Here is a 22,928-nt window from a genome sequence, read left to right as displayed (position 1 = left end):
TGAACAAACGCCCGCAACCCGGCGCCCGTCTCCATCGAGCGGCCGTCCGGCTGGGCACCTGTCAAACCCAACACCGCTGCAACGATGCAAAGTCACCAGATACTCCTCCCGCTGCTGCTGACGCTCGGCGCCGGTCTGGCCACCGGAATCGGAAGCGCCATCGCCTTTCTGGCCCGGCGTACGAACAAACGCCTGCTCTCCTTCTCGCTCGGACTCTCGGGCGGAGTGATGATCTACGTCTCGCTGGTCGAGCTCTTCCACGAGGCGGAGATCGCCCTCTCGGCCGAATGGGGCACGCGCCTCGGCGGTGTGATCACCGTGGCGAGTTTCTTCGCCGGCATCCTGCTGATCGGTCTGATCGACCGCCTGGTCCCCTCGTTCGAGAACCCCCACGAGGCGCACCTCATCGAGGAGATGGACCACCGCCCGCGCAACCCGCGTCTGATGCGCATGGGCGTCATGACAGCCCTGGCCATCGGCATCCACAACTTCCCCGAGGGAATTGCCACCTTCACCTCGGCCGTGGACAACCTCACGCTCGGCGTGGCCATCGCCGCGGCCATCGCCATCCACAACATCCCCGAGGGAATCGCCGTCTCGATTCCGATCTACTACGCCACGGGCGACCGCGCGAAGGCCTTCCGGCTGTCGTTGCTCTCGGGACTGGCCGAACCGGTCGGGGCGCTGCTGGCCTATCTGGTGCTGATACCCTTCCTTTCGCCGACGCTCATGGGGTGCATCCTGGCCGGGGTGGCCGGCATCATGGTCTTCATCTCGATCGACGAACTCCTCCCGGCGGCCCGCGAATATGGCGAGGCCCACACGTCGATCTACGGCGTGGTGACGGGCATGGCCGTAATGGCCGTCAGCCTGCTGCTGCTCGCCTAAGGGGACGCGAACCGAAGAAATCCGCAAAATCACACGCTCGAAAATGGATATACTGCTATTGATCATCGGACTGGCGCTGATTCTGGCCGGCGCCAACTTCCTCACGGACGGTTCCGCGGCCCTGGCCCAACGCTTCCGCGTTCCGGAATTCATCATCGGACTGACGATCGTCGCCGTCGGGACCTCGACGCCCGAACTTGTGGTCTCGGTCCTCTCGGCCATCGCCGGCAAGAGCGACGTGGCCATCGGCAACGTCGTCGGGTCGAACATCTTCAACGTCTTTCTGATTCTGGGTCTCTGCGCCCTGATCCGCCCGCTGCCCCTGACGGCCGGCAACATCCGCCGCGACATTCCGTTCGGCGTCGCCACCTCGCTGCTGCTTCTGGTTCTGGCCATGGACAGCTGGTTCAAGGCCGGGGCCGTCGACCGCATCGGACGGCTGGACGGCATCCTGATGCTCGTCATCTACCTGCTGCTGATGACCTACACCATCCGCGCCACGGGCCGCACCGCTCCGGCCGACTCCCCGGCCGACGGAAGCCAGCCGCAGAAGCGGCCGATGGCCGGATGGCTCATGGCCGTAATGATCATCGGCGGACTGGCCGGACTGATCTTCGGCGGCGAGCTGTTCCTCGACAGCGCCACGGCGCTGGCCCGACGTATGGGCATCAGCGAGTCGGTGATCGCCATCACGCTGGTGGCCGGCGGCACGTCGCTCCCCGAACTGGCCTCGTCGGTGGTCTCGCTCATCAAGGGCAAGAGCGACATGGCCCTCGGAAACGTCATCGGTTCGAACATCGCCAACATCCTGCTGATTCTGGGTCTGAGCGCCACGATCAATCCGCTGACGATGGGCGGCATCACGCTCGTCGACCTGCTGGTCGTGCTGTTGAGCGCCGTGCTGCTCTTTCTGGCAGCCTTCACCTTCCGGCGCAGGGCCGTCGACCGTTGGGAGGGGGTTCTGTTTCTGGTGATCTACGCCGCCTACATCGCCTATCTGGTCAGATAGCCTCCGGCGAGGAGAGGTAGCGGTCCAGCAGCCGCGGCAGGGCGTGATCGCCGAGTTCCGATGTCGGTACGGCCAGGGTCGCGGCCTCAGGCGTCAGTTCGGAGGTCTCAATGCGGTAGAGGCGGGCGTGGATGCGTTGATGCGAAAGCTGGTGCACGGGCAGGGCCACGGTGCGAAGCAGCCGCCACGGCACCGGCCCCAGCAGTGCGACAAAAAGGGGATCGTCCGACAGATCGGTCAGATCGGCCGGCGCCGGCGTCTCGATCATCGGAAACTCGTAGAGCCCCTGCCAGATGTCGCGCCCCTCGCGGCGGCGGAGCAATACGCGGTCGCCCGAAGTGATGTGCAGGTAGTGGAACCACCGGTCGCGGATGCGGGTCCGCCCCTGCTTGACGGGGCGTTCGGCAACCGTGCCGGCGGCAAGAGCCAGACAGCAGCCGGAGAGCGGACAGCAATCGCAACGCGGCGCCGAAGGGGTGCACTGCAGCGCTCCGAAGTCCATGATGGCCTGGTTGTAACGCCCGGGGGCCGACGGATCGAGCTGCTCCTGCGCCAGACGGGCAAAGGCGCGGCGTCCGGCCGTGGAGTCGATTGCCAGGTCAATGTCGAACAGCCGCGAGAGAACCCGGTAAACGTTGCCGTCCACGACGGCGCAGGGTTCGTCGTAGGCTGCCGAGCAGATGGCCGCCGCCGTGTAGTCGCCCACGCCGCGCAGCGAACGCACCTCGTCGAGGCGGCGGGGAAACGCGCCGCCGAAGCGCTCGACCACCTCACGGGCCGCCGCCAGCAGGTTACGTGCACGGCTGTAATAGCCGAGCCCCTGCCAGAGACGCAGCACCTCGTCCTCGGAGGCGGCGGCCAGCGAGGCGACATCCGGAAAACGCGCCGTGAAGCGTTCGTAGTAGGCCATGCCCTGCGCCACGCGGGTCTGCTGGAGGATCACCTCCGAGAGCCAGATGCGGTAGGGATCGTGCGTGCGGCGCCACGGCAGATCGCGCCCTTCGCGGGCGTACCAGTCGAGCAGCAAATCGGAAATCCGTTCCATACGGAAGACAAAAATACGATTTCGGAACCGAATTTGATCTGTTCCGGAGCATCCAAAACCGAAAAAAGATGGAAAAACGCTATCCACTGATCCACAACAGGGCCGCGAGCCGCTATGAATTCGACCTGGGCAACGGCGCCCGGGCCCTGATCGACTACGAGGCGACGCCGCGAGGCTACCGCCTGACCCACACCGAGGTGCCGGCGGCCTTCGAAGGACAAGGCATCGCCCGTCAGCTGGTCGAGGCGACGCTGGAGGAGTTCCGCCGGCGGGGCGATCGGATCATCCCCGAGTGTTCGTACATCGTCCACTATATCCGTCGCCACCCCGAGTGGCAGCCGCTGCTGGCCGATGGGTATCGGTTCGAGGTGTAGCGGCAGGCCTCGTCCGTCACAACCGGGCCGGACTCCCCAATCGGTCCAGCCATCCGTTCGGCCGCACCCGGCTCAATCGGCTCTCCGCCACTCCTGCATCGTCTTCTTGTTGTTTACACGGACTCTCGATCGAACTGTTCGAAAATTTCAGTACGAAAATTTGGTTTATAAAATAAACTACTTTATATTTGCAAACAAAGGAGAGAGGAAAAAGATTCCGTCCCGAGAAGTCGGGGCGTCAGAAACACCCCAAAAACACAAGACCATGAAAACCTGCAACCACACGGAGACTCAGCAAAGGGAGATCCACACCAGGGAAGAGGCCACCGCCGGGAGAGCGACCGCACGCCGCCATTTTGCCCGGGGATTTGCCCGACAGGTCATTGTCTGAGCCGTAACCTGCGCCTTTCTGGCCGTCGTCAACCGGCTGACCTCACCCCACTACTGGTGGGTATTGTGGGTCATCGCCGGATGGGGACTGCAACTGCTGCTCGCGCTGCTCTTCTACCTCTTCGGCGACGAAAAGGAGTAGCCGCTCACAAAACGCCGCCGCACGAAAACTCCCGCCACGGATTGCCGCACCGATACACGGTCGACTTCCGCGGTTCATTCACCCCCGAAAACCCTCAAAAAACAACCGACATGGACGAAAAACAACTCGACGCGCAGCAGAGTCTCGAACTCATCACGCGCATGATCCGCAGCACCCGCCAACGACTCGAACGCCACTCGGGACGCCCGTTCCTCATCTGGGGCTACACGACCGTAGCCGTATCGCTGCTCAACTACGCCCTCAACATCGCCGGTGCCGACCCGGCATGGAGCCTGACGTGGTTCCTCATTCCGGTCATCGGCTGCCTGCTGATGCGTCTCTTCCCCGAAAAAAAGAGTTCAGAGCCCCGCACCGAGATCGACCGCATCATCCACTCGCTGTGGAGGGTCTGCTCGCTGACCCTCATTCCGATCTTCCTCTTCAGTTTCCTCCACGGCTGGAGCTACCGCCCAAGCCTCTTCGCCCTGATCACCCTCACGATGTCGGTCGGCACCGCCTCGACCGGGCTGATCGTCCGCTCGAAGGTCTACACCGCAGCCGGATTCTTCGGCATGGCCGGCTCGGTGCTCTTCGCACTGTACGACTTCCGGCTCGGACAACTGGCCCGCACCACAGAGATCGATACGACGATGATGAGCAACGAGATCCTGCTCTTCGCCCTGCTTTTCGTCGGGATGATGGTCGTCCCGGGCCACATCATCAACTACCGGACCCGTCACGAAAAATAACACCATGTTCCGAGAGTTGAATCCGCTACTGCATTCGGAACTGAGGCTGGCCGTCATGTCGGTCCTCATCGGGGTCGAAAGCGCCGACTTCACCTTTCTCCGACAACAGACCGGCGCCACGGCCGGCAATCTCTCCGTGCAGCTCGACAAACTGGCCCGGGCAGGGTACATCGACGTGGAGAAGACCTTCCGGGGCAAGATGCCCTGTACCGTATGCCGCATCACCGACGCCGGACGCGACGCCTTCGCGGAGTATGTCGAGGTGCTGCAGACCTACATCCGGCGATAAGGCCGGCCCGACCATCCGACAAAAAAGGGGTGCTGACCATTGTGTCAGCACCCCTTGTCGTATCGGACTTTCGACCGGGCGCTCTATTGTTTGCCGGCCGTGAGTTTCTCGATCTGCTTCTCGGCCTCGGCCGTGAGTTTCTCGGCCTGCTTCTCAGCCTCCTCGACCAGCTTGTCGCCGGCCTTCTTGGCCGCCAGTTTGGCCAGCGCCCCCTTCTTCGAGGCCTCCTCGACCAGTTTGTCGCTCTGCTGCTGGGCCACCTCGATCAGCTTTTGTCCCGCGTTGCGGGCCTCCTGACGCAGATTCTCAGCCTGCTTGGCAATCTCCTCCGAGAGCGATTCGCTGCCCGTCAGCTTCTGGATCTGCTCGTTGACCACGTTGGTTACGGCCTCCTGAACCGCCTCCTTCACCCCGAGCGTGATCTTCGGCGAGGTGAACGTTCCCCCGATATTCACGGCCACGTTCTGCAGCACACCGCCGCCCGGAATGGCCACCTTGGCCTGGTAGTCGATCGTCTGGTCGAGCCCCGTCGAACCCGAAAGGTTGACGTTTACGTCGCCGATCTTCAGATCGAAGGGCGAAGTGTTCACCCGGCCGTCGCGGATCTCGAAGCGGATCTTCACATCCTTGGCCTCGATCTTGCGCAGTTTATCGTTGCCCAGCGCATCGGCCATCGCCTCGAAAGCCTTGATGTTCTGGATATTGATATTCTCCGAGCGGATCTCGCCCGAGGCGTTGAGCGTAGCGAGGTCGGGCGACATAGCCGCATCAAGAGCCGTGGCCAGATCGAGCGACAGCGAATAGTTGCCGCCCGTCTTCTCGAAGATCGGCACTAACTGCTTGACCATCTCCAGCTCCTCGAACGTACGCTGAAACGAGGCATTCGCAAAGTCGGCCTTGAGCTTCAGGGCCGGACGCTTCGGATCGGAGGCCGTCGAGTAGCTTCCCGAGGCCGAGGCCTTGCCTCCGAAGATGCCCAGCCGCAGGCCGTCGAGCGACAACGTACCGTCGGCCATGCTCATCTCGCCCGTGATGTTTTCGATGGTCATCTTCTGGAAGAGGACCTTCTTCAGATCGGTATTGAGCGACAGACGCAGGTTGCGCGGAATCTCCAGGGCGGAAGCCGTCGTATCGGCAGCCTCGGCCACCTCCTCCGCAACCTCCTCCTCGGCGGCGGCATCGTCCGACTCGCTGCCCGGAAGCGCCGCCATGATCTCGTTCAGATCCAACAATTCGGACTTCACGTAGAGACGTCCCGAAAGCTCCTCGCCGCGCAGCAGATAACCCAGATAACCGCTCAGCTGGCCGTTGGCCGACAGATCGCTGCGTCCGACCGTCAGGCCGAATTCGCCGAGGGTCATCGCCGCCGGGGTGATCGTTGCCGCGGCCCGACGGATCTGAATCGGCGGCAGGTTTTCGAGCGTCAGTCCCAATTGCTCGAGCACGAACGTTCCCTTGGCGCCCAGCGACTCGTAACGGTTCTTCTCGATGTCGGACATGCGGCCCGAGAGCTGTACGTCGGCCGTAATGACACCCTCGAGTTCAATCCCCTTCTCCAGCGGATAGACCTCCTTGACGGCTCCCAGATCAATCTTGCCGTCGGCCGTGGCCCGGAACGTCGGGTCGCTGGCCAGATTGGTGGCATAGAAGGTGGCCGCGAGTGAGTTGCCGGCCATCTGCAGGCCGAATTTCGAGAGGTCGATCTCCGTGCGGTCCATCACGCCGCCCGGATTGGCGATGCGCGCCTCGAGGTTGATGTCCGTAACGGCCTTCGGCAGCGACGCATACTGGAAGCTGCCGTTGCGCACCGAGGTCTTCAACTCGAAGGCCGGCAACTGCGAGCCGCGCATCTCACCACGGGCCCAAAGCGAAAGATCCAACTCGCCGCCGGCCGTCAGATTCTTGAACTCCCGCGTATAGAAGGCCGGGATGAGCGACAGCACATCCTTGAACTGCACGCCGTCACAACCGGCCTTGAGGGCCATGGCCACGGCGTCGTCCTTCATCTCGACCCAGCCGTCAAGCCCCACCTGGATGGCGTTCAGCCGAAAGGTATTCTTCGAGAAGGTGAAGTGCATGTTCTTCAGATCGGCGTCGATGTCGGCCACCAGCTCCGCCTCGGCATTGCTCAGCAGCGGAATACCGCCCGAAACGAAATTCGTCCGTTCGGTCTTCAGACGCAGATCGAGCTGCGTGCGTTCGGCCGACATGTCGCCGCGCAGGCGCAACGACAGCGGATCGGTCGAGAAGCTCATCCGCGTCGAATCATCCTCGTAGCGGATCACGGCTCCCGAGATGCGGAAGTCGCGCACCGAAAGGCGGAACGACGAGCCGCCCTCTTCGGAGGGTTTCTCTTCGGCAGCCGGCTCCTCTTCGGAGGGTTTCATCACATCCCAGTTGACGGCGCCGTCGGCCATCTTGTGGGCGTGCAGCGCCGGATCGGCCAGGATGACCTTCGTCACCTCATACCCGCCATCGCCGAAGAGCGACAGGAGATTCACCACCACCGAGATGCGCCGGGCGGCCACGATCGTGTCGCCGACGAACGGCTCCTCGGCGCCGACGAGCGTCAGCCCCTTCAGCTCGACCGAAGCGTTGGGGAAGTGGCGCAGCAGGCTGATGTCGAGTTCCTCGAAATCGAGCGTGGCCGTGAGCATCCCGTTGGCTTCCTTCTTCACAATGTCGGCAATCTTGCCCCGCAGAGCGAACGGCACGATGAGTGCGATCGCCAGAATGACCACCACAATCGTGGTCAGAATCTTTGCAAACTTTTTCATCCCTTATCCATGTTGGAGACGAAAACCGTAGTCTCCGCCTCGTTGAATCCACATTTCCGGTAGAGGGCCCGTGCCGCCGTACGGCGGGGATTGGAGGTAAGCATCAACCGCTCCGCCCCGATCTCGCGGGCCAGGCCTTGCGCCGCCTCGACCAGCGCGTGTCCGGCTCCGCAGCCGCGGGCCGCGGCGTCGACCACCACATCCTCGATCCAGGCCTTGCGCCCCGACGGTGCGTCATACCACACCAGCGTCAGCACGCCCACGATCCGGCCGCGCGCAACGGAATCATCCGCACAGGTCGGCGTCGTCGACCCGGCCGCCATCGCGGCCTCTGGCGCCTCGGCCTCCCGAGCCACAAAGAGTGCCGTTGTGGGATGGGCCAGCATCTGCCGTACCCGCTCTTCGAGGGGCGCCGCAAGCCGCGGGGAGAGTTGCGGGAGCAACCGGCAAAACGCCTCCTCCAACTCGGCGGAAAACCCCTTCACACGATCGACAACAAGCAACTTCATCCGGTTATTTTTCACAAAGATAACCTTTTTGTCGAAAACAGCATGGTGTTCCGCGGAAAAAAGCGTACTTTTGTCGCGCTGCGGTTCCGGGACGGGAGTCGACCGTCCGGGATTAAATGGGAATGCCGTGCAAATCGGCAACAGTTCCCGCTGCTGTAAGTTACGTGTACGGTCCGGCACTCTCGGCCACTGCCCCACGGGGCGGGAAGGCGCCCGACCGGTAACGAGTCAGAAGACCTGCCGCGGCATTCCGGTCCGAAAACCCCGCGGTGAATGGGGTTCGACGCGAATCTTCACCCCTTCCGCCGAACGCCGCCCTCCGCCCGGGCTCGGGCTCGGGCCTTCAAAAACCAAACCGGACGGATGAAACACGCACTGCGACATATGCTGTTGCGGAGCCTTCTGCTCCTGACGGGAGCCCTCTCCACGGGCGCCTGCATGGAGTACGGGCCCCAGGCCGAAGAGGCGTTCGACCTCCGCGGCCGCGGCCTCTTCATCACCTGCGAGGGCAACTTCATGTGGGACAACGCCTCGCTGTCGTACTACGACCCCGAGTCGCGACGACTCGAAAACACCGTCTTCCTGCGCGCCAACGGCATGAAACTCGGCGACGTGGCTCAGTCGATGACCCTTCACGACGGAAAGGGCTATGTCGTGGTCAACAATTCGGGGGTGATCTACGTCATCGACCCCGACACGTTCCGCATCACAGGACTCATCGAGGAGGTGGTCTCGCCGCGACAGATCCTCTTCGTCGACGAGCAGACGGCCTACATCTCGGACCTCTATGATCCGCGGATCACGGTCGTCGACCCGCGCACCAACCGCATCCGCTCGCGCATCGACATGAACGGCCACCGCTCGACCGAACAGATGGTCCTCTCGGGCGACCGCGTACTGGTCAACTGCTGGTCGTACGACAACAAGATCCTGGCCATCGACACCCGCACCGAACGGCTCGTCGACTCGCTGACCGTGGGCTGGCAGCCCAATTCGCTCGTGCTGGACCGTCACGGCAAGCTCTGGACCGCCACCGACGGACGGTCAGGCGAGGCCCCGGCCCTGTGGCGGATCGACGCCGCGACGCTCGAGGTCGAGCGCCGCTTCGAACTGCCGGCCGACCGTCCGCCGTCGCGGCTGACGCTCGACGCGGCCAACGACCGCCTCTACTTCATCGCCCGCGACGTATGGCGCATGTCCACGCAGGATGAAAGTCTTCCGGCGGAGCCCTTCCTCCCCTACGCCGGGACGCTTTACTACGGGCTGGGGATCGATCCCGACACGGGCGAGGTCTACGTCGCCGACGCCATCGACTACGTGCAGAACGGCGTCGTCTACCGCTTCACGGCGGAAGGGCAGCCCGTCGATACGCTCCGCGTGGGGGTCATCCCCGGCAACTTCTGTTTCAAACGACTCTGAACCACCAGACAAACATCCGATCATGAAAAAGATATCCCTGAAACACGGCGCGTGGCTCCTGATCGCGACCACGGCCTGCAACTCGAGCGAGACGATCACCACGGTCCGCGAGGAGTTCCCCACCTCGAAGGTTCTCGAATACACCCCGGCTCCGGGACAGTTCATCAACAGCACGCTGGCCGGCTTCCCGCAGGAGCCGATCACCACCCCCGAAGCGGCCGCCGCCTACGCCTCGGCCCGTCTGACTCGGGGCGGTGAGCCCGACTCCGGCACCGAAACCGTCACCTACGGATTTGTCTCGCTCGGAGGCTGGGGCGGATACATCATCCTGGGATTCGACGAGCCGGTGCCCAATTCGGGCGGTGCGGAGTACGACCTCTACGTCACGGGCAACTCCTTCAACGGTTCGTCGGAGCCGGGCATCGTCTCGGTGGCGCAGGACACGAACGGCGACGGTTCGCCCGCGGGCGAGACCTGGTACGAACTCAAGGGAAGCGAGGAGGCCCGGGTCACGCGCGGCTACGAGGTCACCTACACCGCACAGGAGGACGGTTCGGTCGCCTGGACGGACAACCGCGGCGGCAGCGGAACGATCGAACGCACGATCCATACGCAGAGCTACATTCCGGCCTGGGTCGGCGAGCTGACCTACACGGGAACCCGCCTTCCGGACAACGTCGTCCCCGACGAGCAGACCGGCATCTACGACATTCAGTCCTTCGCCTGGGGATACGCCGACAATTCGTCGACGATCGACGGTGCCGGGTCGAAGAACCGCTTCCGCATCGCCAATGCCGTCGACGGGGAGGGAAATCCGGTCGACCTGCGGCAGATCGACTTCATCCGCATCCAGACCGGCGTGAACTGCACGGCCGGCAACGGCGTGGGCGAAATCTCGACCGAGGTGTGCGGCGTGGGCTGCTACCGCACCGTCACCCGAACCGAATAGCGAGGCGGTGAGGAGCGTTGCCGTCATACTCGCCGCACTGCTCTGCACGGGGAACGTCCTGGCGCAGCGCGACTCCACGGCCCGCACCGTGGCCATCGAGCAGGTCGAGATCGCCGGGCGCCGCCCGATGAAGGAGATCGGCGTGCAGCGCACCGTCCTCGACAGCGCCATCCTGCGCGAGAACATCTCCTCGTCGCTGGCCGACGCCCTGAGCGCCGGCTCGACCCTCTTCATCAAATCCTACGGCCGCGCGACGCTCTCCACGGCCTCGTTCCGCGGCACGGCCCCCTCCCACACGCAGGTCACCTGGAACGGCATGAAGGTCAACTCGCCGATGCTCGGACAGGTGGACTTCTCGCTCATCCCCTCCTACTTTGTCGACCGCGCGGCGATCTACCACGGGGCCAGCTCGGTGGGGATCACCGGCGGCGGTCTGGGCGGCGCCATCACGCTGGCCACCCGCCAACCCGACCGGGAGGGGCTCTCGCTGCGCTACATCCAAGGCATCGGGTCGTTCACCACGTTCGACGAATTTCTGCAGCTGAGCTACCGCGGCCGGCGCTGGAGCTCCTCGACGCGACTGCTGGCCAGCACCTCGGAGAACGACTTCCGCTACCGCAACTACGACTCGAAACAGTTCACGACCGATGCCGACGGGCAGATCGTCGGAAGTTACTACCCGCTCGTGCGCAACCGCAACGGCGCCTTCCGCGACCTGCACCTGCTCCAGGAGCTCTACTACACGTCGGATCGCGGCGACCGCTTCTCGCTGGCGGCATGGTATCTCGACACCGACCGCGGGCTGGCCCTCTTGTCGTCGGACCGCAACACCTCGCGCGAAAAGCGCAACTCGCAGGCCGAACGCACGCTGCGGGCCGTCGTCTCGTGGGACCGCCTCTTCGGCGGGGTGAAGGTCGGGGCCCGCGCCGGCTACACCTACGACGATCTGCGCTACCGCATGGAGTCGGACCCCGACGGGGCGGGCAACTTCATCCCGGTGACCGACGCCCGGAGCCGGATCCACACCCTCTTCGTCCGGGCCGAGGCCGAATACGCGCCGAACGAGCAGTGGCTCTTCGCGGCCAACCTCTCGGGCCACCAGCACCGCGTCCACAGCGGCGACCTCTCGGTGATCGACGCCACGACGGGCCGACAGGCCGATACGCTCTACCGTCAGGAGCGGTTCGAGTTGTCGGCCTTCGCCTCGGCCAAGTGGCGTCCGGTACCGCGACTGGGGGTGGCCGTCGACCTGCGGTGGGAGCTCTACGGCGACCGCTCGACGCCGCTCATCCCGGCGCTGTTCGTCGACTGGCAGGCCTCCCAACGCGGCCATGTCGTGCTGAAGGCCTCGGCGGCCCGCAACTACCGCTACCCAACGCTCAACGACCTCTACTTCCAGCCGGGCGGCAATCCGGATCTCGACCCCGAACGCGGCTGGACGTGGGATGCCGGCGTGGAGTCGACGCTCCGCAGCCGGCGCAGCTCGCTCCGCCTCTCGGCCACGCTCTTCGACTCGCGCATCGACGACTGGATCCTCTGGATCGCCACGGCCAAGCAGGGGGTCTATACGCCGATCAACATCCGCCGCGTCCACAGCTACGGCGCCGAGGGCAAGATCACGGCCTCGACCTCGACCGCCTCGGGGTGGCGCTTCTCGGCGGACGGCAACCTGGCCTGGACCCGCTCGATCAACCGCGGCGACAAGTTCTCCGAGGCCGACGAGTCGGTGGGCCGCCAGCTGGTCTACATTCCGGTCTGGTCGGGGGCCCTCACGGCCCGGGTGGCGTGGCGCCGCTGGGTGCTGAGCTACAAGTGGCAGTGGTACAGCGAGCGCTTCACCATGTCGAACAACGACCTCGGCGCGCTGGGACGCGTGCCGGCCTACGTAATGAACGACCTGGCGCTGGAGAAGAGCCTTGAGTTCCGCCGTCTGACGCTCTCGCTCAAGGGGTGCATCTACAACCTCTTCAACGAAGAGTACCAGTCGGTGTTGGGGCGCCCGATGCCGCGTCTGAACGCCTCGTTCTTCATCGGTCTGACCCCAAAATTCCGCAATCCATGAAAATCCGCGAACAGCTCCTTGCGATGGCCGACCCGGCCTACCGCGACTTCAACGCCTCGCTGATCCCCGGCATCGGGCCCTCGATCGGCATCCGCATCCCCCGCCTGCGGGCCCTGGCCCGCGAAATCGCCCGCAGCGATGCGTGGCGCGACGTGCTCCGCGACGACAACTGCCCCTACCACGAGGAGCGCATGCTGCAGGGGTTGGTCATCGGCGAGGTCCGCTGCCCGGTCGACGAAAAGCTCGAACTGGTCGCCCGCTTCGTCCCGAAGATCGACAACTGGGCGCTGTGCGACTGCTTCTGCTGGAAGCTGCGCCCCGCGGAGCGGGAGCCCATGTGGCGCTTCATCCAGCCCTACTTCGACTCTCCGCGCGAGTACGATGAGCGCTTCGCCGTGGTGATGGCCACGGCCAACTTCATCGACGCGGAGCACCTCGAGGCGCTGTTGCGCCGCTTCGAGACGTTCCACCACGAGGGCTACTACGCCCGCATGGGGGTGGCGTGGGCCGTTTCGGTCTGCTATGTCCGCTTCCCCGAACGCATGCGCCGCTGGCTGGCGGAAGCCTGTCCGCTCGATGCGTGGACCTTCAACAAGTCGCTGCAGAAGATCGTCGAGTCGCTGCGCGTCTCGGACGACGACCGACGCTTCGTGCGCTCGCTGCGACGAAGCGCAAAATAACGGCGACAAAAAACGGAATTCGGAAAATAATCGTATATTTGTTCTTCCAAACCATTCACGCAGACACTCATGCGAAAACTCGTCATCATCCCGACCTACAACGAAAAGGAGAATATCTCGAAGATGATCTCCAAGGTCTTCTCGCTGCCCGAACCCTTCGAAATGCTCGTCATCGACGACGGTTCGCCCGACGGTACGGCCGACATCGTCCGCCAGCGCCAGCAGGAGTTTCCCGGAACGCTCCATCTGCTCCAGCGCTCGGGCAAACAGGGCCTCGGAACCGCCTACCTCACCGGATTCCGCTGGGGTCTCGAGAACGGCTTCGACTACATCTGCGAAATGGACTGCGACTTCTCGCACAACCCCGACGACCTGGTCCGCCTCTACCGCGCCGCCGTCGAGGGCGACTACGACGTGGTCGTCGGCTCGCGTTACGTCAAGGGGGTCAACGTCGTCAACTGGCCCATGTCGCGGCTGCTGATGTCCTACTTTGCCTCGGTCTACGTGCGTACGGTCACCCGTCTGCCGCTGCGTGACGCCACGGCCGGATTCGTCTGCTACTCGCGCCGCGCGCTGGAGACCATCGACCTGGACGCCATCCGCATGAAGGGATACGGCTTCCAGATCGAGATGAAATACACGGCCTGGCGGCTCGGTCTGAAGCTCCACGAGGTGTCGATCATCTTCGTCGAGCGTTGCGAAGGGGTCTCGAAGATGTCGGGCGGCATCTTCCGCGAAGCCTTCTTCGGGGTGCTGGGACTCCCGTTCCGCCGCATCCGCAAACGACAGTAATCCCCGCAGCGCATGGCCCAAACTACGCTCAACGTCGAACCGGGAGTCGAACGCTCCCTCTGGCAGCGCATCCAAAGGTTCTTCCTCAACCCGAGAAACCTCTACATCCTCGGTATGCTGATCGTCCTGGCGCTCACCTTCTCGGAGGTGGCCCGCGGACGCCACAGGAACTTCATGATCTTCGCCGAATCGACGAAGCTCTTCTGGCAGCACATCGCCCCCTACGGCGAAAGCTGGTCGCAGGCCATGCCCCAGCTGGACTACTACCTCTACGGCCCGCTGTTCAACATCCTCTTCGCACCGTTCGCCTACCTGCCCGCCTGGTTGGGCCCCTTCGTCTGGAACCTCTTCAACTTCACGATGTGGTTCGTGGCGATCTTCACCCTCCCGGGCCGCTTCACGCGCGACGAAAAGTGCAAGTCGTTCCTCTATACCTTCCTGATTCTGGCCTGCACGCAGCTCTCGTTCCAGTACAACGTCGCCGTGGGATACATGTTCCTCTTCGCCTACTCGCTGCTCGAACGCGACAAGGGGTTCTGGGCCGTCCTGCTGATGATGATCTCCGGCTTCACGAAGGTCTACGGCATCTTCCAGCTCGGACTGCTGCTCTGCTACCCCCACTTCTGGCGCAACGTCGGCTACGCCGTCGGCATCGGAGTCGTGCTGCTGGCCGCCCCGGCCGTCAACATGCCCTTCGAAGAGCTCCCCGCCTACTACGGCAAGTGGGTCGCCGCCCTGACCGAACACAAGAGCACCCGCACGTGGATGAATCTCTTCTACCTGCGCCCCTTCGGACTGCTGCGCTACCAGATGGCCGTGCAGATCGGCGTGCTGGCCGCCCTGGCCGTCGGGCTGGTGGCCAACTGCCGCAAGTGGAGGCAGCCCTTCTTCCGGCTGGCGGCGCTGGCCGTACTGATGGGTTACGTCATCCTCTTCAGCAACTCGAGCGAGGGCCACACCTACGTCATCACGCTGATCGCCTATCAGTTCTGGTACTGGAGCATGAAGCGCGGCGGCGCCCTGAACCTGCTCGACCGTATCGTCTACTGGGCCACGTTCGTCGTCGTGGTGGTCATGCCCGTCGACGTGATCTGCCCGCTACCGGTCATGGAGTTCTTCTACGGCTGGCAGCTGAATCTCTGGCTGCTGCTCTACCTTTGGCTCCGGATCTGCTGGACGGCCTTCATCCGCACCCCCGAGTCGCTCTCGGAGGAGTGCCGTCTGGTCGGCCTCCGATAGAGGTTCCGAATTCCCCGACGTACGATAAACCTGAAAAAGCCTCGGAGATGTTCCGGGGCTTTTTTTGGTACAGGGGGGGGGCGGTCGGAATCGGACCGGGTGCCAGACCGACGGCCAGATGGCCCAGCCGTCAGAAGGTGAAGAAGTAGTTCATGAAGAAGTTCCAGAAGGTCACCACACCGATGGCGAAGAGCTTGGCCAGATAGAAGTTCAGCTTGAAACGCCCGTGCAACAGATAGATCGTGGCGTTGTTGATCGCCAGACCGACGAGCGAAATACCCAGAAAACGCAGATACTGCCCCGCAATGTCGGGATTCTCGTTGTGGAAGGTCCAGACCCGGTTGAGAATGTAGTTCGTGGTGGCGGCGCAGAGGAAACCCGCCGAATTGGCCACATACTTGTTCAGCCGCAGCCACTCCTTGCAGACGTAGGTGATTCCGAAATCGACGAATACGCCGGAGCCGCCGACTACACAGAATTTCAGAAACTGTTCGATCATAGTCGTTTGTTCAACCCGTCGACGCGCGTCGAAACGGGTTTGCCGTTAAACCAATTCGTATAGCCCGTCCGGCAGAGGGCGAAGCCCACGTCGAACTGTTCACCGGCCAGCTGTTCCGGGACCGTGAAGCGCACGGGGAGCGTCAGCGTCGCTCCGGCGCCGAGCGTGAAGCGCGCCCCGGTCGGGAACTCCTCGACCCGGAAGCGGCCGTGCTTCCAGAGAATATGGAGTCCGATCGGACCCTCGCCGACGCGAATCTCATAACGATAGGGGTTCATGATGCGCAGTTCGAGGTCGAGCACCTCGCCCGGAGCAACCCGTTCGGGGAGTCCGCTGAAAGCGATGTCGACCCGCCGCACGGGATGGAACGAGCGGTCGACGAACCACGAGAAGGTGCGGCCGTTGGCCAACTGAATGGTCTGCACACCGGGGAGCGTGTCGGCCTGCCGTGGACACTCGACCAACACTTCGCGTCCCGCAAAGCGCGTATCGTCGTCACGAAACTGCCACTGATGGGTCCGGTAGCGGATATTGGGCTGACAATAGGCCTCGCCGCCGGTGTAGAAGCCATACTTGGCCGCAATGGCGTAGCCGTCGCAGAAGATCACGGGACGGCCGTGCGCCTCGCGGGCAATGGTGCCGTAGCTTTCGGGGTTGTGGAAGACCTCGAAGCGCAGATCGGTCGGGTTGAAGATCATCACCAGCCGCACGACGACGACCAGCACCAGCGTGACGCCGCCGGCCCGCATGACGTAGCGACGCGTGCGCGGGTGGCGACGCGCATAGTCGAACAGCAGCCACAGGAGCCCGAACGTCGAGACGATGACCCACTGCGGCTGGACGTATCCGCGCAGCGACGAGAGCAGGAAGAAGCCGATGAAACCCACGGGCAGCAGCCGCAGCAGACGTTCGAAGGGCGTCCGACAGCGGGTCTTGCGCCAGGCCTGGACCCAGAGCGGCACGAAGAAGGGGTTGAAGACCACGAGCATGTTGACGAGGAAATCCGTCACGTAGCTCACGCGGAAGACGGCATTGCGGCCCGAGAGGTGGTAGGCGAACGAAGCCCAGTCGTGGTGATATTGCCACAGCAGATGCGGCACGAGCAGCAGCAGGGCCACGGCACCGGCCAGATAGAGTCCCGGACGGAGGAAGAGCCGGCGGGGCGTCACCGCCAGGGCGAAGAGAACGACCAGCGCCCCGTGGTACTTGCTGTAGGCCATCAGCGCCATCGTCACCCCCAGCCACAGCCAGGCGCCGCGCCGCTCCTCGGTGAAGCGGCGGAAGGCCCCGAGGAAGAGCGCCGTCGTGAAGAGCAGCGGACCGTCGGGCACGGCGATAAAGCCGTAGAGCTGCAGCATGAGCGTCGAGGCGGCAACCATGCAGTACAATGCGGCGTCACGGCGCGAGGCATCCGCCGGGCGGATCAGCCGCCACAGCACCCAAAGATAGAGCGGCTGCAGCAGCGTGAAGAAGAGGCGCACGCCCAGTTCACCGCCGGCGAGGTGTTCGCCCAGCCAGACCAGCAGTGCCGTCATGGGCGGATGGTCGAAATAGCCCCATGCCAGGTGTTCGGCGAACATGTGGTAGTAGGCCTCGTCGTTGGCCAGCTGGGAGAACCCCGCCTGCAGGAGGTTGCACACCCACCAGACGCCGAGCCAGAAGAGGACCAGCGTGTCGGGTCCCCACGCGGCATATCCCGTTTTGAGCGATGCTTTCATACCGCGGCAAAGGTAGGAATTTTTCTCGGGATTGCGTCGATGTTGATACATTGTTCATTAAAAAAAGCCTCCGGCGTTTGCAAACCCCGCAACAATTCCTATCTTTGTTCCCGAGCAAGGTTCCCAGCCGGCGGCTGCCGGCCCGGGATCAAAAGGGAACTCCTGTGCAAATCAGGGACTATGCCCGTAGCTGTAAGCTCCGCAAAAGGCTGCACACTCTTTGCCACTGTTCCGGCAGGAACGGGAAGGCGTGCGGCGGGAGCGAGTCAGAAGACCTGCCTTGCCGGACAGGCCGTAGTCCTCGGGACGTGGGACGACGCCGCAACATTTTTTTACACTTTTTATAATACATACGACTCCGGACGCCGACAAGGCGGCTGCCGCGCATCGTCTTCGGGCCGTTTGGTCCGCAACGTGCCCGGGGCGTCGACCGTCGGCCGGAAGCGATGGCACAACCTTTTAACTACGGAACCAGTATGGGCATTTCGGAACTCTGCATTGTCAAGCGCGACGGGAAACGCGAGGCGTTCTCCGTCGAGAAGATCAAACGGGCCGTCAGCAAGGCCTTCCTCTCGGTGGGCGGGTATGCTACGGACGACGACCTCACGTCGGTATTGAGCCGCGTGCACGTCGCCGACGGTATGTCCGTCGAGGAGATTCAGAACCAGGTCGAGGTGGCCCTGATGGCCGAGCGCTACTTCGCCGTGGCCAAGAGCTACATGCTCTACCGCCAGCGCCACACCGAAGACCGCGAGGAGCGCGAAAAGCTCCGCTTCCTGACCGACTACTGCGCCGCCTCGAACCCCGCCACGGGGTCGAAATTCGACGCCAACGCCAACGTCGAGAACAAGAACATCGCCACGCTGATCGGCGAGCTGCCCAAGCAGAACTTCATCCGCCTGAACCGCCGCCTGCTCACCGACCGCATCCGTGAAATGTACGGCCGGGAGCTGGCCGACAAGTACCTCCACCTGCTGAACAACCACTTCATCTACAAGAACGACGAGACGTCGATGGCCAACTACTGCGCCTCGATCACGATGTATCCGTGGTTGCTCGGCGGCACGATCTCCATCGGCGGCAACTCGACGCGCCCGACCAACCTCAAGTCGTTCTGCGGCGGATTCGTCAACATGGTCTTCATCGTCTCGTCGATGCTGTCGGGGGCCTGCGCCACCCCCGAGTTCCTCATGTACATGAACTACTTCATCGAGCAGGAGTACGGCGAGGACTACTACACGCGGGCCGACGAGGTGGTCGACCTCTCGCGCAAGCACCGCACACTGGACAAGGTCATCACCGACTGCTTCGAGCAGATCGTCTACTCGATCAACCAGCCCACCGGGGCGCGCAACTTCCAGGCCGTCTTCTGGAACATCGCCTACTACGACCGCTGCTACTTCGAGTCGCTGTTCGGCGAATTCCGCTTCCCGGACGGATCGGCACCCCACTGGGAGTCGCTCTCGTGGCTGCAGAAGCGCTTCATGCGGTGGTTCAACCGCGAGCGCACGAAGACCGTACTGACCTTCCCGGTCGAGACGATGGCCCTGCTCTCGAAGGAGGGCGACGTGATGGATCCCGAGTGGGGCGACTTCACGGCGCAGATGTATGCCGAGGGCCACTCGTTCTTCACCTACCTGAGCGACAACGCCGATTCGCTCTCGTCGTGCTGCCGCCTGCGCAACGAAATCCAGGACAACGGCTTCAGCTACACGCTCGGCGCCGGGGGCGTCTCGACCGGCTCGAAGAGCGTGCTGACCGTCAACCTCAACCGCTGCATCCAGTACGCCGCGCGCAACGGCATGCACTACCTGAAGTTCCTCGAAGAGGTGGTCGACCTGGTGCACAAGGTCCAGACGGCCTACAACGAAAACCTCAAGACGCTGCAGGCAAAGGGGATGCTGCCGCTGTTCGATGCCGGCTACATCAACCTCTCGCGGCAGTATCTGACCGTCGGCGTCAACGGACTGGTCGAGGCGGCCGAGTTCCTCGGGCTGGAGATCTCGGACAACGACCGCTACGCCTCGTTCGTCGAGGAGGTGCTGGGGCTCATCGAGCGCTGCAACCGCAAGTACCGCACGAAGGAGCTGATGTTCAACTGCGAGATGATCCCGGCCGAAAACGTCGGCGTGAAGCACGCCAAGTGGGACCGCGAGGACGGATACGCCGTGCCGCGCGACTGCTACAACTCGTACTTCTACGTCGTGGAGGATCCGTCGCTGAACATCGTCGACAAGTTCCGCCTCCACGGTCACCGCTACATCGACCACCTGACCGGCGGTTCGGCCCTGCACCTCAATCTGGAGGATCATCTCTCGCAGGAGCAGTACCGGCAGCTGCTGCGCGTGGCGGCCCGCGAGGGGTGCAACTACTTCACGTTCAACATCCCGAACACGGTCTGCAACCACTGCGGGCACATCGACAAGCGCTACCTGCACACGTGCCCCGAGTGCCACTCGACCGATCTGGACTACCTCACGCGCGTGATCGGCTACATGAAACGCGTCTCGAACTTCTCGGCGGCCCGCCAGCAGGAGGCCTCGCGCCGCTTCTACGCCCATAAACCGCAGACCGATGCTCCGCTATCATAACTTCGACATCGTCTTCGCGGAGATCCCCGACGAGACGACGCTGGCCGTCAACCTCACCGGCTGCCCGAACCGCTGCCCGGGATGCCACAGCCCCCACCTGCAACGCGATGCGGGGCAACGGCTCGACGAGCGGGAGCTCGCGGCGCTGCTCGACCGCTACGGACACTCGGTCACCTGCCTCTGCTTCATGGGCGGCGATGCCGCACCGCTCGAGGTGGCCCGGCTGGCCGCATGGGTGCGCCGCACGTGGCCCGCGCTGCGCGTGGGCTGGTACTCGGGGCGCGAACGGCTGCCCGAAGGGGTGGCCCCCGAGGTATTCGACTACGTGAAGCTCGGCCCCTGGATCGAACGCTGCGGCCCGCTCAACGCCCCGACCACCAACCAGCGACTCTACCGCGTCGATCGCTGCGGAGGGATGACCGACATCACCGCACGATTCCGACGACATACCGCCTGACGTTCCCGGGAGCCGGAGAAACCTTACGAGATTAGAGATTAGATGAGTAACCCCGCGTGTCGTCTGCCATACGACCCCTTCCGGCTCCCGAAGAACGCCCCGACTGCCGCCTCTCCCCCGCAACGGGATGAGGCGGCATTTTTTTCGTATCAAACGAACAGAATTATCCGAAAAAGATTATTTTTGCGATTATCATGAAAACCAGGCACGAACTGACCGAAATCCTCGACTTTATCGCCGAATATGCGACCTATCTGCTCGGGTCGGGAGTCCACACCTCCCGCGCCATCCGCAACTCTCAGCGCATCGGCCGTTCGTTGGGGGTCGACGTCCAGTTGTCGAGCTTCCAGCGCAGCACGATCCTCACGGTGCGCGACGACGAGTCGGGCGAGGCCATCACCCGCGTGGTGCGCATTCCCTCGCTGCCGATCAGCTTCGAACGCAACTCCGACCTGAGCGCCCTGAGCTGGGACGCCCTCGACGAACGGCTGCCGCTGGCCGAAATCCGCCGCCGCTACGACGAACTGACCGCCAAACCGTTGATCGACCCGATCTTCGTGCTGCTGACCGTGGGGCTGGCCAACGCCTCGTTCTGCCGCCTGTTCGGCGGCGACTGGACGGCCATGGCCATCGTCTTCACCTCGACGCTGGTCGGCTATGCCGCCAAACAGCGCATGCAGGCCCACGGCGTCAACCACTTCCTGATCTTCATCGTCGCGGCATTCATGGCCTCGCTCTGCGCTTCGTCAGCCCTGCGATTCGACTGCACGGCCGAAACGGCCCTCGCCACAAGCGTGCTGTTCCTCGTTCCCGGCGTCCCCCTGATCAACGGCGTGATCGACATCGTCGAAGGGCACATCCTGATCGGATGCAGCCGCCTGATCAACGCCCTGCTGCTCATCATCTGCATCGCCATCGGCCTGGCTGCCACCCTGCTCATGGTTAAAGACTCGCTGCTATGATCGCCGTGGACATCCTGCTCGACGGGCTCTTCGCAGCCGTGGCCGCCATCGGATTCGGCGCCATCTCCGATCCGCCGATGCGCGCCTTCCCGCGCATTGCCCTGCTGGCCGCCGTGGGCCACGCCCTGCGCTACTGTCTGATGAACTATGCCGATATCGACATCGCCTCGGCCTCGCTCTGTGCCGCGATGGTCATCGGATTCGGAAGCCTCTGGCTCGGATGCGGTGTCCGCTGCCCGATGACGGTGTTGTACATCCCGGCGTTGCTGCCCATGGTCCCGGGTATCTACGCCTACAAAACCGTCTTTTCGCTGATCATGTTCCTGCAGTCGCTCAACGACCCGGGGCAGGGCATGCAATACATGCAGCTCTTCTTTCTGAACGCCACGGTCTCGCTGAGCGTCATCGCGCTGCTGGCCGCCGGGGCCACGCTGCCGATCTTCGTCTTCAAGCGGGAGGCCTTCTCGCTCACGCGCCGGCGCCGGGCCGGACGGAGCGCCGCGGAACCGGACGGCGACGCTCCTGCGCCCCGGAAGGATTCCGCAGCCAACAAGGAAGAGCGGGCAAAAACGACGGGGAGCGTCAGCAACGAGACAACCGGGGAATCCGACGCCCCGATAAACAATCCGCAATAGCACGAACCGATGGAGACCTTCTGGAGTACGATAGCCGCCTATAACGCTGCGACATGGCCCGCACAACTGGTGCTGACCGGCATCGGAGTGCTGCTCACGACGCTGCTCGTCCGTCGTCCGTCGCGCGGCGTGCGGATCGCCATGAAGCTCTACATGGCGCTGCTCAACTTCTGGATCGCCGGGGTCTACTTCCTCGTCTACTGCGAGCCGCGCCAGTATCACAGCCCCCAGGCGCTGTTCTGGGCCATCATGGGGTGCATCTGGCTCTACGACCTCATCGTCAAACACGCCTCGCTGGCTCGAACCGGCCACCATGCCCGCTTTGCCCGGGTGCTCTTCGTCATGCCGTTCCTCTATCCGCTCTGCTCGCTGGCCCTGGGACGCACCTTCCCGGAGATCACCTCGCCGGTGATGCCCTGCTCGGTGGCGGTCTTCACCATCGGCGTGATGCTGGCCTTCTCCGAGCGCATCAACATTGTCCTGGCCATGTTCCTCTGCCACTGGGCACTGATCGGCCTCTCGAAGGTCTACTTCTTCGGCATCCCGGAGGACTATCTGATGGCCTGCAGCGTCGTCCCGGCGCTCTATCTCTTCTTCCGCGAATACATCCAAAGCCTCGAAAACCAGCCCGCAAAACCCTCCCCGCGCGTCCTCAACGGATTGCTGGGACTTCTCTGCGCAATCATCGGCGGATTCTTCGCCTTCACGCTGCTGCACCAGTTCAACCTCTTCTCCGAAATATAACCCGATCCG

At 63.5% G+C, this 22,928-nt stretch carries 21 protein-coding genes, 1 pseudogene and 2 riboswitches; of the genes and pseudogenes, 17 read left to right on the top strand and 5 right to left on the bottom strand.

Going from position 1 to position 22,928, the window contains the following annotated elements:
• Nucleotides 1-84 precede the first annotated feature (84 nt).
• Both zupT and PUQ42_RS05340 read left to right on the top strand, forming a co-directional pair.
• Nucleotides 85-888 (top strand): zinc transporter ZupT, encoded by an 804-nt coding sequence (gene zupT / locus PUQ42_RS05345; protein ID WP_273371683.1) that lies wholly within the window; start codon nt 85-87, stop codon nt 886-888.
• 43 nt (nt 889-931) lie between these two features.
• Nucleotides 932-1,897 carry a calcium/sodium antiporter gene (locus PUQ42_RS05340; RefSeq protein ID WP_273371681.1) on the top strand — a complete coding sequence of 322 codons (966 nt, stop codon included), beginning with the start codon at nt 932-934 and terminating at the stop codon, nt 1,895-1,897.
• Here PUQ42_RS05340 and mutY read toward each other — a convergent pair.
• Nucleotides 1,890-2,942 carry an A/G-specific adenine glycosylase gene (gene mutY / locus PUQ42_RS05335; protein WP_122119601.1) on the bottom strand — a complete coding sequence of 351 codons (1,053 nt, stop codon included), beginning with the start codon at nt 2,940-2,942 and terminating at the stop codon, nt 1,890-1,892. The two genes, PUQ42_RS05340 and mutY, sit on opposite strands and share 8 nt — an antisense overlap.
• Nucleotides 2,943-3,010: 68 nt before the next feature.
• Here mutY and PUQ42_RS05330 point away from each other — a divergent pair, with 68 nt between their 5' ends.
• From PUQ42_RS05330 to PUQ42_RS05315, 4 genes are all read left to right on the top strand, one after another.
• Nucleotides 3,011-3,316, top strand: a complete 306-nt coding sequence (locus PUQ42_RS05330; RefSeq protein WP_087403742.1) for a GNAT family N-acetyltransferase — start codon at nt 3,011-3,013, stop codon at nt 3,314-3,316.
• 409 nt (nt 3,317-3,725) lie between these two features.
• Nucleotides 3,726-3,848 (top strand): hypothetical protein, encoded by a 123-nt coding sequence (locus PUQ42_RS10345; RefSeq protein WP_420534949.1) that lies wholly within the window; start codon nt 3,726-3,728, stop codon nt 3,846-3,848.
• Nucleotides 3,849-3,958: 110 nt separating this feature from the next.
• Nucleotides 3,959-4,597: a hypothetical protein gene (locus PUQ42_RS05320; protein WP_273371677.1), complete on the top strand. Its 639-nt coding sequence runs from the start codon at nt 3,959-3,961 to the stop codon at nt 4,595-4,597.
• 4 nt (nt 4,598-4,601) lie between these two features.
• Nucleotides 4,602-4,886, top strand: a complete 285-nt coding sequence (locus PUQ42_RS05315; protein WP_087309424.1) for a winged helix-turn-helix domain-containing protein — start codon at nt 4,602-4,604, stop codon at nt 4,884-4,886.
• 83 nt (nt 4,887-4,969) lie between these two features.
• Here the strand turns inward: PUQ42_RS05315 and PUQ42_RS05310 are convergent, their stop codons facing one another.
• Both PUQ42_RS05310 and PUQ42_RS05305 read right to left on the bottom strand, forming a co-directional pair.
• Entirely contained in the window at nt 4,970-7,663 is a 2,694-nt protein-coding gene (locus PUQ42_RS05310; RefSeq protein ID WP_273371673.1) for an AsmA family protein, read from the bottom strand.
• Nucleotides 7,660-8,172, bottom strand: a complete 513-nt coding sequence (locus PUQ42_RS05305; protein ID WP_273371670.1) for a GNAT family N-acetyltransferase — start codon at nt 8,170-8,172, stop codon at nt 7,660-7,662. The genes PUQ42_RS05310 and PUQ42_RS05305 overlap by 4 nt, the downstream gene beginning before the upstream one ends.
• Before the next feature lie 64 nt (nt 8,173-8,236).
• Nucleotides 8,237-8,431: riboswitch (cobalamin riboswitch) on the top strand.
• Nucleotides 8,432-8,535: 104 nt separating this feature from the next.
• On the opposite strand from PUQ42_RS05305, the gene PUQ42_RS05300 reads away from it, so the two are divergent.
• From PUQ42_RS05300 to PUQ42_RS05275, 6 genes are all read left to right on the top strand, one after another.
• Nucleotides 8,536-9,591, top strand: a complete 1,056-nt coding sequence (locus tag PUQ42_RS05300) for a YncE family protein (RefSeq protein ID WP_273371668.1) — start codon at nt 8,536-8,538, stop codon at nt 9,589-9,591.
• 22 nt (nt 9,592-9,613) lie between these two features.
• On the top strand, nt 9,614-10,540 hold the full coding sequence (locus PUQ42_RS05295; protein WP_273371665.1) for a hypothetical protein: 927 nt from the start codon (nt 9,614-9,616) through the stop codon (nt 10,538-10,540).
• Nucleotides 10,541-10,547: 7 nt separating this feature from the next.
• Nucleotides 10,548-12,602: a TonB-dependent receptor plug domain-containing protein gene (locus tag PUQ42_RS05290; protein WP_273371662.1), complete on the top strand. Its 2,055-nt coding sequence runs from the start codon at nt 10,548-10,550 to the stop codon at nt 12,600-12,602.
• Nucleotides 12,599-13,282 (top strand): DNA alkylation repair protein, encoded by a 684-nt coding sequence (locus PUQ42_RS05285; protein WP_273371660.1) that lies wholly within the window; start codon nt 12,599-12,601, stop codon nt 13,280-13,282. The genes PUQ42_RS05290 and PUQ42_RS05285 overlap by 4 nt, the downstream gene beginning before the upstream one ends.
• Nucleotides 13,283-13,351: 69 nt before the next feature.
• On the top strand, nt 13,352-14,074 hold the full coding sequence (locus tag PUQ42_RS05280; RefSeq protein WP_087309420.1) for a polyprenol monophosphomannose synthase: 723 nt from the start codon (nt 13,352-13,354) through the stop codon (nt 14,072-14,074).
• A 12-nt stretch (nt 14,075-14,086) separates the two neighbouring features.
• Nucleotides 14,087-15,313: a glycosyltransferase family 87 protein gene (locus PUQ42_RS05275; RefSeq protein ID WP_273371657.1), complete on the top strand. Its 1,227-nt coding sequence runs from the start codon at nt 14,087-14,089 to the stop codon at nt 15,311-15,313.
• A 130-nt stretch (nt 15,314-15,443) separates the two neighbouring features.
• On the opposite strand, the gene PUQ42_RS05270 is transcribed toward PUQ42_RS05275, so the two are convergent.
• Together PUQ42_RS05270 and PUQ42_RS05265 are read right to left on the bottom strand one after the other, a co-directional pair.
• A complete protein-coding gene (locus tag PUQ42_RS05270) occupies nt 15,444-15,812 on the bottom strand; it encodes a GtrA family protein (protein WP_087309418.1) in 369 nt (122 codons plus the stop codon).
• The gene (locus PUQ42_RS05265; RefSeq protein ID WP_273371653.1) at nt 15,809-17,530 is read right to left on the bottom strand and encodes an ArnT family glycosyltransferase; all 1,722 of its coding nucleotides are present in this window, start codon (nt 17,528-17,530) and stop codon (nt 15,809-15,811) included. Before PUQ42_RS05265 ends, PUQ42_RS05270 begins: the two co-directional genes overlap by 4 nt.
• A gap of 100 nt (nt 17,531-17,630) precedes the next feature.
• Nucleotides 17,631-17,827, top strand: a riboswitch (cobalamin riboswitch).
• A gap of 179 nt (nt 17,828-18,006) precedes the next feature.
• Here PUQ42_RS05265 and nrdD point away from each other — a divergent pair.
• From nrdD to PUQ42_RS05240, 5 genes and pseudogenes are all read left to right on the top strand, one after another.
• Nucleotides 18,007-20,121: an anaerobic ribonucleoside-triphosphate reductase gene (nrdD, locus tag PUQ42_RS05260; RefSeq protein WP_273371719.1), complete on the top strand. Its 2,115-nt coding sequence runs from the start codon at nt 18,007-18,009 to the stop codon at nt 20,119-20,121.
• Nucleotides 20,105-20,578, top strand: a complete 474-nt coding sequence (gene nrdG / locus PUQ42_RS05255) for an anaerobic ribonucleoside-triphosphate reductase activating protein (RefSeq protein ID WP_273371650.1) — start codon at nt 20,105-20,107, stop codon at nt 20,576-20,578. Before nrdD ends, nrdG begins: the two co-directional genes overlap by 17 nt.
• A gap of 194 nt (nt 20,579-20,772) precedes the next feature.
• The gene (locus tag PUQ42_RS05250; RefSeq protein WP_273371648.1) at nt 20,773-21,540 is read left to right on the top strand and encodes a threonine/serine exporter family protein; all 768 of its coding nucleotides are present in this window, start codon (nt 20,773-20,775) and stop codon (nt 21,538-21,540) included.
• Nucleotides 21,537-22,016: pseudogene (locus tag PUQ42_RS05245) on the top strand (threonine/serine exporter family protein); the annotation flags it as partial. The gene PUQ42_RS05250 and the pseudogene PUQ42_RS05245, both read left to right, overlap by 4 nt.
• A 168-nt stretch (nt 22,017-22,184) precedes the next feature.
• Nucleotides 22,185-22,919 carry a DUF6064 family protein gene (locus PUQ42_RS05240; RefSeq protein ID WP_273371645.1) on the top strand — a complete coding sequence of 245 codons (735 nt, stop codon included), beginning with the start codon at nt 22,185-22,187 and terminating at the stop codon, nt 22,917-22,919.
• The last annotated feature ends 9 nt before the right edge of the window (nt 22,920-22,928 follow it).

It is taken from the genome of Alistipes megaguti (assembly GCF_944320325.1).
Classification (GTDB): Bacteria; Bacteroidota; Bacteroidia; order Bacteroidales; family Rikenellaceae; genus Alistipes; species Alistipes megaguti.
Note: the sequence above shows the minus strand (reverse complement) of the source record. Positions and strands in the feature narration are given on the sequence as shown.

Excerpts from the sequence above, each read along its gene's own strand:
- PUQ42_RS05340 (WP_273371681.1), top strand. The coding sequence starts at position 932 with ATGGATATACTGCTATTGATCATCGGACTGGCGCTGATTCTGGCCGGC.
- PUQ42_RS05285 (WP_273371660.1), top strand. The coding sequence starts at position 12,599 with ATGAAAATCCGCGAACAGCTCCTTGCGATGGCCGACCCGGCCTACCGC.
- PUQ42_RS05280 (WP_087309420.1), top strand. The coding sequence starts at position 13,352 with ATGCGAAAACTCGTCATCATCCCGACCTACAACGAAAAGGAGAATATC.
- PUQ42_RS05320 (WP_273371677.1), top strand. The coding sequence starts at position 3,959 with ATGGACGAAAAACAACTCGACGCGCAGCAGAGTCTCGAACTCATCACG.
- mutY (WP_122119601.1), bottom strand. The coding sequence starts at position 2,942 with ATGGAACGGATTTCCGATTTGCTGCTCGACTGGTACGCCCGCGAAGGG.
- PUQ42_RS05270 (WP_087309418.1), bottom strand. The coding sequence starts at position 15,812 with ATGATCGAACAGTTTCTGAAATTCTGTGTAGTCGGCGGCTCCGGCGTA.
- PUQ42_RS05310 (WP_273371673.1), bottom strand. The coding sequence starts at position 7,663 with ATGAAAAAGTTTGCAAAGATTCTGACCACGATTGTGGTGGTCATTCTG.
- zupT (WP_273371683.1), top strand. The coding sequence starts at position 85 with ATGCAAAGTCACCAGATACTCCTCCCGCTGCTGCTGACGCTCGGCGCC.
- PUQ42_RS05275 (WP_273371657.1), top strand. The coding sequence starts at position 14,087 with ATGGCCCAAACTACGCTCAACGTCGAACCGGGAGTCGAACGCTCCCTC.
- PUQ42_RS05250 (WP_273371648.1), top strand. The coding sequence starts at position 20,773 with ATGAAAACCAGGCACGAACTGACCGAAATCCTCGACTTTATCGCCGAA.
- PUQ42_RS05240 (WP_273371645.1), top strand. The coding sequence starts at position 22,185 with ATGGAGACCTTCTGGAGTACGATAGCCGCCTATAACGCTGCGACATGG.
- PUQ42_RS05305 (WP_273371670.1), bottom strand. The coding sequence starts at position 8,172 with ATGAAGTTGCTTGTTGTCGATCGTGTGAAGGGGTTTTCCGCCGAGTTG.
- nrdD (WP_273371719.1), top strand. The coding sequence starts at position 18,007 with ATGGGCATTTCGGAACTCTGCATTGTCAAGCGCGACGGGAAACGCGAG.
- PUQ42_RS05330 (WP_087403742.1), top strand. The coding sequence starts at position 3,011 with ATGGAAAAACGCTATCCACTGATCCACAACAGGGCCGCGAGCCGCTAT.
- PUQ42_RS05300 (WP_273371668.1), top strand. The coding sequence starts at position 8,536 with ATGAAACACGCACTGCGACATATGCTGTTGCGGAGCCTTCTGCTCCTG.
- PUQ42_RS05265 (WP_273371653.1), bottom strand. The coding sequence starts at position 17,530 with ATGAAAGCATCGCTCAAAACGGGATATGCCGCGTGGGGACCCGACACG.
- nrdG (WP_273371650.1), top strand. The coding sequence starts at position 20,105 with ATGCTCCGCTATCATAACTTCGACATCGTCTTCGCGGAGATCCCCGAC.
- PUQ42_RS05315 (WP_087309424.1), top strand. The coding sequence starts at position 4,602 with ATGTTCCGAGAGTTGAATCCGCTACTGCATTCGGAACTGAGGCTGGCC.
- PUQ42_RS05295 (WP_273371665.1), top strand. The coding sequence starts at position 9,614 with ATGAAAAAGATATCCCTGAAACACGGCGCGTGGCTCCTGATCGCGACC.